We start from the raw sequence: 2,041 nt of genomic DNA on the forward strand, positions 1-2,041 counted from the left end.
CAAAAAATTGCTTTCTATGAATATGTGCTGAAACGCAAACTTTAGCAAGAACTTATTCATAAACCACTCTATTATTTCAGAGCGTGATGTGCAGAGCCGAAATCTAGGAAAAACTAATTAACAACATTACCCCCAACAAATCAAGGATCTATATCCATATAACCTCGATATATGAGAATCACTTAACTTGCAAACGAGAAAACAACTGGCAGATCTGGTGATTTAATATACAGAAATCGTTAACTAGAAATCCTTTTTTAAGCCATTTGTAATTGCTAAAAACCTCCGATTAAACAAGCCAGAAGTAACTATGCAGAAGTATCTAATTCCATTTTCTATTACTGGTTATTTTTACAGTCCATAATGTTAGAATGGCGACTTGAAAAATTTATAAGGTTTCTCTCTTTTGAACATCCAACAAGGTTTCCTACTTACTCGCCAAGCACGAGACATCAAAGGCCAAACTCAGATAGAGTTGTGGCTCGCGACAGAAGCAGGTCCGACTCAACTATTGATCAATGGTGAGAAACCCGTGTTCTTCATCGCTCAAGAGCACATTGAGCAAACCCAAAACCTGGCGCTATCGAAAAGTATTCAAGTTGAAATTCGAACTCTTGAACTGCAAACGTTCGAGCATACCCCTCTCGCAGCTTGCTATACGAAAGTAACCAAAGAAGCACTCGTATTACAAGATCTGCTCTCACAGCAAGATATCGTGACTTACGAAGGCGATATACGACTCGCTGACCGCTATCTAATGGAGCGCTTTATTAAAGGGAGTGTGGAGTTTACAGGTCATCAGCAATCGCGAAATGGCTTTCATCGTATCCAGAATGCAAAGTGTCGACGTGGTGACTATGAGCCTAAGTTGCATGTCGTTTCGCTAGACTTGGAGTGTTCAGAAAAAGGCATTCTTTACTCCATCGGTTTGGATAGCCCTCATGACTCTCGAGTCATTATGATTGGAGAACCAGAACCAGCTGAAACAAATATTCAATGGGTTCAAAATGAAAAAGCACTACTCGAAGCATTGATTGCTTGGTTTAAGTCGTTCGATCCTGATGTTATTGTTGGTTGGAACGTTATCGACTTCGATTTTCGTCTCCTTCATAAACGTGCGGAATGGCACAACATGAAGTTGATGTTGGGTCGCGCCGATCAGCCAAGCTTCTTTCGTAGCTCATCCCAAAGCCAACAGGGGTTTATCTCAATTCCCGGACGTGTAGTACTCGATGGCATCGATACACTAAAAACCGCGACTTATCACTTTCGGTCTTGGTCATTAGAATCGGTTTCACAAGAATTACTCGGTGAAGGCAAAGAGATCCATAACGTGCATGACCGTATGGACGAAATCAATCGCATGTATCGCTCCGATAAGCCTTCACTTGCCAAATACAACCTGCAAGACTGCGTGCTGGTAAACAAAATCTTCGAACACACTCATCTCCTCGCGTTTGCTATTGAACGGTCGAGGTTGACGGGGGTTGAGTTGGATCGCGTCGGAGGCTCAGTCGCGGCGTTCACCAATCTTTATTTGCCACAAATTCATCGAGCAGGTTACGTCGCACCCAATTTGCACCCTGAAAACTGGATTGCGAGTCCCGGCGGTTACGTAATGGACTCTATCCCTAACCTTTATGACTCAGTTTTAGTGCTGGATTTTAAGAGTCTATATCCCTCTATTATTCGCTCTTTCTTGATCGACCCTATGGGTTTGGTCGAAGGTTTATTACTGGACATTGGTAAGGATGACGATCAAGCCGTGCCTGGTTTTCGTGGTGGTCAGTTTCATCGTTCGAAACACTTTTTGCCAGAGATGATCGAAAAGCTTTGGGCGGCACGAGATGTTGCGAAGAAAAACAACGAGAAAGCTTTTTCTCAAGCAATCAAAATCATCATGAACTCGTTTTATGGCGTATTGGGCTCATCGGGATGTCGTTTCTTTGATACTCGATTAGCTTCCAGTATTACCATGCGTGGGCATGAAATCATGAAGCAAACTAAAGTGCTGATTGAAAACAAAGGCTATCAAGTGATT

General features: G+C 42.5%; 1 protein-coding gene. It reads left to right on the forward strand.

Features of this window, described 5'->3' with window-relative positions:
- Nucleotides 1–406: 406 nt before the first annotated feature.
- Nucleotides 407–2,041, forward strand: a 1,635-nt coding sequence (locus R7P67_RS23325) for a DNA polymerase II (RefSeq protein WP_318086134.1), incomplete at its 3' end; no start/stop codon positions are given.

The sequence above is a fragment of the Vibrio sp. Vb0937 genome (genome assembly GCF_033338855.1).